8 protein-coding genes are annotated in these 6,436 nt (G+C 68.4%); all 8 read right to left on the bottom strand.

Features of this window, described 5'->3' with window-relative positions:
* Positions 1-78 precede the first annotated feature (78 nt).
* The gene (locus tag HCX50_RS18210; protein ID WP_167635291.1) at positions 79-768 is read right to left on the bottom strand and encodes an SDR family oxidoreductase; all 690 of its coding nucleotides are present in this window, start codon (positions 766-768) and stop codon (positions 79-81) included.
* Between the two features lies 1 nt (position 769).
* Positions 770-1,150 carry a ribosome silencing factor gene (rsfS, locus tag HCX50_RS18215; RefSeq protein WP_091037033.1) on the bottom strand — a complete coding sequence of 127 codons (381 nt, stop codon included), beginning with the start codon at positions 1,148-1,150 and terminating at the stop codon, positions 770-772.
* Positions 1,150-2,355 carry a hypothetical protein gene (locus HCX50_RS18220; protein WP_167635292.1) on the bottom strand — a complete coding sequence of 402 codons (1,206 nt, stop codon included), beginning with the start codon at positions 2,353-2,355 and terminating at the stop codon, positions 1,150-1,152. Before HCX50_RS18220 ends, rsfS begins: the two co-directional genes overlap by 1 nt.
* Positions 2,352-2,957: a nicotinate-nucleotide adenylyltransferase gene (nadD, locus tag HCX50_RS18225; protein WP_091037040.1), complete on the bottom strand. Its 606-nt coding sequence runs from the start codon at positions 2,955-2,957 to the stop codon at positions 2,352-2,354. The genes HCX50_RS18220 and nadD overlap by 4 nt, the downstream gene beginning before the upstream one ends.
* A 6-nt stretch (positions 2,958-2,963) precedes the next feature.
* On the bottom strand, positions 2,964-3,188 hold the full coding sequence (locus tag HCX50_RS18230) for a hypothetical protein (protein WP_091037043.1): 225 nt from the start codon (positions 3,186-3,188) through the stop codon (positions 2,964-2,966).
* 67 nt (positions 3,189-3,255) lie between these two features.
* Positions 3,256-4,509, bottom strand: coding sequence for a glutamate-5-semialdehyde dehydrogenase (locus HCX50_RS18235; protein ID WP_091037046.1), 1,254 nt, complete (start codon positions 4,507-4,509; stop codon positions 3,256-3,258).
* Positions 4,510-4,518: 9 nt separating this feature from the next.
* Positions 4,519-5,304: a glutamate 5-kinase gene (gene proB, locus HCX50_RS18240; RefSeq protein WP_091037048.1), complete on the bottom strand. Its 786-nt coding sequence runs from the start codon at positions 5,302-5,304 to the stop codon at positions 4,519-4,521.
* A partial coding sequence (gene obgE, locus HCX50_RS18245) for a GTPase ObgE (protein WP_167635293.1) occupies positions 5,301-6,436 on the bottom strand: 1,136 nt, incomplete at its 5' end. The genes obgE and proB, both read right to left, overlap by 4 nt.

Raw genomic sequence — 6,436 nt, forward strand, 5'->3', positions numbered from 1 at the left:
TCTCTCAAGGAGAGCCTGTGCCATCACCGCCCCGAAGAGAAGCCCCTTGACATCGCCAGCGGAGGATGCCGGATCGACTCAGCGGCCGGGGCGCACGGTCAGATCGGTGATCTCCGCGTCACGCGGAAGGTCGAGCGCCGTGAGAATGGTCGTGACGACCGCTTCCGGTGTGGCGTAGCGTTCCGCGTCGTACGCCTGGCCCTCCTGCTGGTGCACACGCTCCTGCATCGGCGTCGCCGTGCGGCCGGGGTAGATCGAGGTCACGCGGACGCCGTGCGAGGCCTCTTCGGCGCGCAGGGCGTCGGCCAGAGCCTTGAGGCCGTGCTTGGACGCCGCGTACGCGGACCATCCCGCGTTGGCGCGCAGACCGGCACCGGAGTTCACGAACACCACCTGCCCCTGCGACACGCGCAGTACCGGGAGGAGGAGCCGGGTGAGCTCGGCCGGAGCGACGAGGTTGACGGCGAGCTGCTGCTCCCACAGCGCGGCCGGCAGATCAGCCACGTCGCCGAGGTCGACGACACCGGCGACATGCACCAGCGAGTCGATGCGGTCGGGCAGCTGCTGCTTCGACAGTGCCCACGACAGGCGCCCGGGCTGCGCGAGGTCGCCGACGATGACGGACGCCCCGGGAAAGTCGTCCGCGATCTGCTTGGCACGCCCCGCATCCCGAGCCATCGCCACCACGGCATCGCCACGGTCCAGCAACCGCCGGGCGAGAACGGACCCGATGCCGGAGCCCGCACCGGTGATCAGGTGCGTGGTCATGTCAGCTGGCGTCGGCCGCAGGCTCGGCCACGTCGATCGGAACGACCGGGCAATCCTTCCAGAGGCGCTCGAGTCCGTAGTAGACGCGCTCCTCCTGGTGGAAGACGTGCACGATCAGGTCGCCGAAGTCGAGCAGCACCCAGCGGGCCTCGGCCCGCCCCTCGCGACGCACGCGCTTGTGACCGGACTCGATCAGCCGGTCCTCGATCTCGTCCGCGATCGCGGCGACGTTGCGCTCACTGTTTCCCGTGACGAGCAGGAAGATGTCGACGAGCGGGAGCGGCTCGGAGACGTTGAGCGCGACGAGATCCTCACCGCCCTTGTCGATGGCGGCTTGTGCTGCGAGGCGCAGCATCTCTTCGGCGGTTTCAGGTGATTGCATCAGATCATTTTCGTGGTGAAGGCGATGACGAGAACGACGCCGATCGCGAGGGCGAGTCCGCCGGCGATGATGGCGAGGGTCACCATCAGTCGGTTCCCCTTCTCGGGGGCCGGAGGCCGGATGACTTCTCCGGCTGGCTTGATGGTGCTGACGGCCGCACTCGCGGCGATCGGCGTGGGCGAGGATGCCGGCGGCAGCTCGCCATCGATGAGAACGGCGTCGATGTCCTTGCCATCGGTGGTGCCGAGTGCGTGCCCCTGCGAGCCCATGCCCTGCGGCAGCTCGTAGGAGCCGGTGACGAGGATCTCTCCGGTCGACGCGACCGGGCCGGACAGTGAGCCCTCCCCCGGCGACGGGGTGAAGATCAGCGCGTTGGGAGCGGAGTGCTGCGATCCCGTGGAGTCTCCCACGCCGATCAGTTCGTCGAAGGACGGCCGGAAGGGTGTGTGGACTTCGGGGGCGTCAGCGAGAAGGCCTTCTCCGAAGGAAGAGTTGACCGTGGGACGCTCCGTGTCGTCTTCGTCGTCTTCGTCGGCATCGTCCACGTCGGCGAGGACATCGCCGTCGACGGCCTCATCGCTGCCCTCGACGGGAAGGCCGAGCGCCGCCTCGACATCGTCTTCGTCGACGGCTGCGTCTGCGGGGGTGTCGACAGCCTCGAGCGGGACGTCGCCGACCGTGTCGGCCGCGACGGATGCACTGACGGGCGCGATGGCGACCTCGTCATCCACATCGTCGTCATCGTCATCACCGGCGTCGACGGTAGGAGCGAAGTCCGGGACCCCGGACACGATCTCGGCAGGCACTTCTGCAGCGGCCACCGCGGGAGCTTCCTCCTGCTGCGGCGCCTCTTCTTCGAGCGGCTCTGCGGGTGCTGCCTCGGGCTCCTCGGCGGGTGCTGCCGCCTCGGCCTCATCGGCGCCGATCACGGAGACGGAACCGGTGCGGGCCTTCTCCTGCTCGCGAACCTGGCGGCGGGTCAGCGGGGCATCACCGTTCGCTTCGTCGGCGACGGGGACCGGCAGCGGTGCCGGTTCGATCTGGACGGGTTCTGCAGCACGGGGCAGCGGGGGCGCGGGAGGCGCGGCCTCGGCGGCCGCGGCGGCCTCCTCGCTGGAGATCACCGGGGTCGATCCCGTCAACCGGATCTCCCGCAGCTGCTTGCGCGTCAGCGGACCGTGCCCTTGCTGATCCGATGTACTCATGCCTTGCTCCGATACAGATGATGCTTCGCGATGTACTGAACGACCCCATCAGGGACCAGGTACCAGACCGGCTGATCGTCGCGAACGCGTTCACGGCAGTTTGTCGACGAGATCGACAGCGCCGGCACTTCCAGTTGGCTGACGTTGTCGCTCGGGAGGCCGTCTGTGCTCAGGACATGTCCAGGGCGTGAGACCGCGACGAAGTGGGCCAACTCCCACAACTCATCATGGTCCCTCCAACTGAGAATTTGCGCCACGGCGTCGGCTCCCGTGATGAAGAAGAGCTCGGCGTCGGGTCGATCCCGCTTCAGATCGCGCAGCGTGTCGATCGTGTAGGTGGGGCCTTCGCGGGCGATGTCGACGCGGCTCACCGTGAACTGCGGGTTCGAGGCGGTCGCGATCACCGTCATGAGATAGCGATGCTCACTCGGCGAGACGCCGGACTTCTGCCACGGATGCCCAGTGGGTACGAAGACGACCTCGTCGAGGCCGAAGGAGTTCGCGACCTCGCTGGCTGCGACCAGGTGGCCATGGTGGATGGGGTCGAACGTGCCGCCCATCACGCCGATGCGCGGGGGGCGCGTGGTCGCAGCGTCGTTCATGCGGGCCTAGTGGCCGTGTCCCGCCTCGTGGCTGTCCTTGCCGTGCTGCGCGGCCCACGCCTCGGCCTTCGCCGAATGACGGTTGGCGACGTTCTTGTACGAGAACGTCACGAGGCCGAGTGCGCCGAACACGATCGCGGCGATGACCCCGAAGATCAGCGTCTCGAGCGCGACGTTGCCGTGGTGCTCGGTTTCGGCAGCGGCCATCGCGATCTGTGCGACGAGGTTCATCCTGGCTCCGTTTCGTGGCGTGCTGTTCGGGATCCTGTGGGGGTTACAGCGTCCCCCAGTCTAGCCCTCAGCCGCGCGTCTGCCCCGACCCACGCGCGAGCCATTTCGTGCTGGTCAGCTCGGAGAGCCCCATCGGTCCCCGCGCATGCAGTTTCTGGGTCGAGATGCCGACCTCCGCCCCGAACCCGAACTCGCCTCCGTCGGTGAATCGTGTGGACGCGTTCACCATGACCACGGCCGAGTCGACCTCCGCAAGGAACCGCTCGGCATTGCGGGAATCCGTCGTGATGATCGACTCGGTGTGCCCCGTGCTGTACCGGCGGATGTGCGCTAGTGCCTCGTCGAGCGAGTCGACGACCTTCATCGCGATGTCGAGGCTCAGGTATTCGGTCTCCCAGTCCTCCTCGGTGGCGGGGATCACGTTGGACATGAGCCCCACGACCATGTCGTCGCCGTGGATCGCGACGCCCTCGCTCTGGAGAGCGCTGGCCACCAGCGGCACGAGCCGCGGCGCAGCCTGACGGTGGACGAGGACCGTCTCGACCGCGTTGCACACGCTCGGACGCTGCACCTTGGCATTCACGACGATGTCACGCGCCCAGTCGTCGGGAGCGGTCTCGTCGAGGAAGATGTGGACGTTACCGGCTCCGGTCTCGATGACGGGCACGGTCGACTCCGTCACGACGGTCTCGATGAGGCCTGCGCTCCCCCGCGGGATCAGGACGTCGATGAAGCCGCGACCGTGCATGAGAGCCTTCGCGCCGTCGCGTCCGAAATCGTCGACGGTCTGGATCGCCTCCGCCGTGAGGCCGGCGCTCTCGACCGCCGCACGCATGATCTCCACGAGCACGGCGTTGGAATCGTGAGCGGCGCTGCCACCGCGCAGCACCACCGCATTGCCCGATCGCAGCGCGAGCGCGGCGATGTCGACGGTCACGTTGGGTCGGGCTTCGTAGATCGCGCCGACCACACCGAACGGAACCCGCACCTGCTCGAGCGCCACGCCGTTGGGCATCCGGTGCCCGCCGACCACGCGCCCGACGGGGTCGGGGAGAGCGGCGACCTCGCGCACGGCGGTGGCCAGAGCCGCGACGCGCTTCTCGTCGAGGCGCAGCCGATCGATCAGGGAATCACCGATGCCGTCGCGCTGCCCGCGCGAGATGTCACGACCATTCGCCTCGATGATGCGCGGCGTGTCCGCCAGGAGCGCGAGCGCGATGGCTTCGAGCACGCGGGCCTTGTCAGCGCTGGTCAGGGCTGCGGTGGCGCGGGAGGCCTCTTTGGCGCGCTCCAGGCGCGCCTGCGGGGTCTGGTCGGTCATCCGTCTAGTTTATGAGCTGGCGGGTTCGAACCAGGTCCCTATTTCGGCGCCGGAGAGCGCCTTGTCCACCAGATCAGCGCTGGTGACGAGCACGCCGATGCCGGACGCGGCAGCCAGACGTGCGGCCGAGACCTTGGTGGCTGCTCCCCCGGTGCCGACGCTGTTGACCACGGTCGCACCGAATTCGAGCCCGGTGAGATCGGCATCGGGCGCGACGATGTCGATCGGCTCCGCACCCGGGTCCGTCGGCGGCTTCGTGTACAGCGACTCGATGTCGCTCAGGAGGATGAGCGCGTCGGCCTCGATCAGCTGCGCGACCAGGGCCCCGAGACGGTCGTTGTCGCCGAACCGGATCTCCTGGGTCGCGACGGTGTCGTTCTCATTGACGATCGGCAGGGTCCGCAGGCCGAGAAGTCGCTCCATCGCGCGCCGGGCGTTCGAGCGCGAGGTGGGATGCTCCAGGTCGCCGGTGGTGAGGAGGACTTGACCGGCGACGATGTCGAACGGGCGAAGCGATTCCTGATACCGGTACATGAGGATGTTCTGCCCCACGGCCGCGGCCGCCTGCTGGGTGGCGAGGTCGTTCGGCCGCGAGTCCAGACGCAGGAAAGGGATCCCGGAGGCGATCGCGCCGGAGGACACCAGCACGACCTCTGCGCCACGGGCGTGCGCCGCGGCGAGGGCCTCGACGATGACGGGGATGCGCCACGACGACTCACCGCTGATCGAGGACGACCCGACCTTGACGACGATGCGTGACGCGGTCGCTAGATCGGCGCGGGTGCGTGCGGTCACTCGCCGTCCTCGCGGTACGCGGCCAGGCGCTGGGTCTCCACCTCTGCACGAGCCTCGGCCTTGGCATCCATGCGCTCGTAGTACTGCTCGCGGCGCTCTGATGTCGTCCGACGCGCGTTCGGCGCGAGACGGGGGTCGGTACCACGCGGAGCGCTCATGAGCTCTGCTGCCGAGGTCATCGTGGGCTCCCAGTCGAAGACGATGCTGTCGCCCTCGCCGATCACGACGGTCGATCCCTGCACCGCACCGAGGCGGAAGAGCTCATCCTCGACGCCGAGCTTCTCGAGACGATCGGCGAGGTAGCCCACGGCCTCCTCGTTCTGGAAGTCGGTCTGCTGGACCCAGCGCACCGGCTTCTCTCCCATGATGCGGTAGACGTTGCCGTAGGTGCCGCCCTCGACCCGTATGGTGAACCCCTTCTTGGGGCCACGCGGGCGGATGACGACGCGCTCCGGCGGGGTCTCGAGCGCGGCTTCGGCGCGGGCCTTCTCGACGAGCTCGCCCAGCGCGAACGTGAGCGGGCGCAGGCCCTCGTGCGAGACCGTGGAGATCTCGAACACGCGGAATCCACGCGCTTCGAGGTCGGGGCGCACCAGTTCGGCGAGATCGCGCGCCTCGGGCACGTCGACCTTGTTCAGCGCGATGAACTGCGGGCGCTCGAGCAGCGGAGTCTGGCCCTCGGGCACCTCGTAGGCTCCGAGTTCGGCGAGGATGACATCGAGGTCGGAGATCGGGTCGCGCCCGGGCTCAAGGGTGGCGCAGTCGAGGACGTGCAGCAGAGCCGAGCAGCGCTCGACATGGCGGAGGAACTCGAGTCCGAGGCCACGCCCCTCGCTCGCGCCCTCGATGAGGCCGGGAACGTCGGCGACCGTGTAACGGAAATCGCCCACCTGCACGACACCCAGGTTGGGGTGCAGGGTGGTGAACGGGTAGTCCGCGATCTTGGGTCGTGCTGCCGAGATCGCGCCGATCAGGCTCGACTTGCCCGCGGACGGGTAGCCCACGAGCGCGATGTCGGCGACGGTCTTCAGCTCGAGGACGACATCGCCCTCATACCCGGGCGTACCCAGCAGTGCGAAACCGGGAGCCTTGCGCTTCGGAGTGGCCAGAGCCGCGTTGCCCAGCCCACCCA

It is taken from the genome of Microbacterium sp. B19(2022), from assembly GCF_012030385.1.
Taxonomy (GTDB): domain Bacteria; phylum Actinomycetota; class Actinomycetes; order Actinomycetales; family Microbacteriaceae; genus Microbacterium; species Microbacterium oxydans_B.

Coding starts and splice junctions, on each gene's coding strand:
- HCX50_RS18210 (WP_167635291.1), bottom strand. CDS start 768: ATGACCACGCACCTGATCACCGGTGCGGGCTCCGGCATCGGGTCCGTT.
- rsfS (WP_091037033.1), bottom strand. CDS start 1,150: ATGCAATCACCTGAAACCGCCGAAGAGATGCTGCGCCTCGCAGCACAA.
- HCX50_RS18220 (WP_167635292.1), bottom strand. CDS start 2,355: ATGAGTACATCGGATCAGCAAGGGCACGGTCCGCTGACGCGCAAGCAG.
- nadD (WP_091037040.1), bottom strand. CDS start 2,957: ATGAACGACGCTGCGACCACGCGCCCCCCGCGCATCGGCGTGATGGGC.
- HCX50_RS18230 (WP_091037043.1), bottom strand. CDS start 3,188: ATGAACCTCGTCGCACAGATCGCGATGGCCGCTGCCGAAACCGAGCAC.
- HCX50_RS18235 (WP_091037046.1), bottom strand. CDS start 4,509: ATGACCGACCAGACCCCGCAGGCGCGCCTGGAGCGCGCCAAAGAGGCC.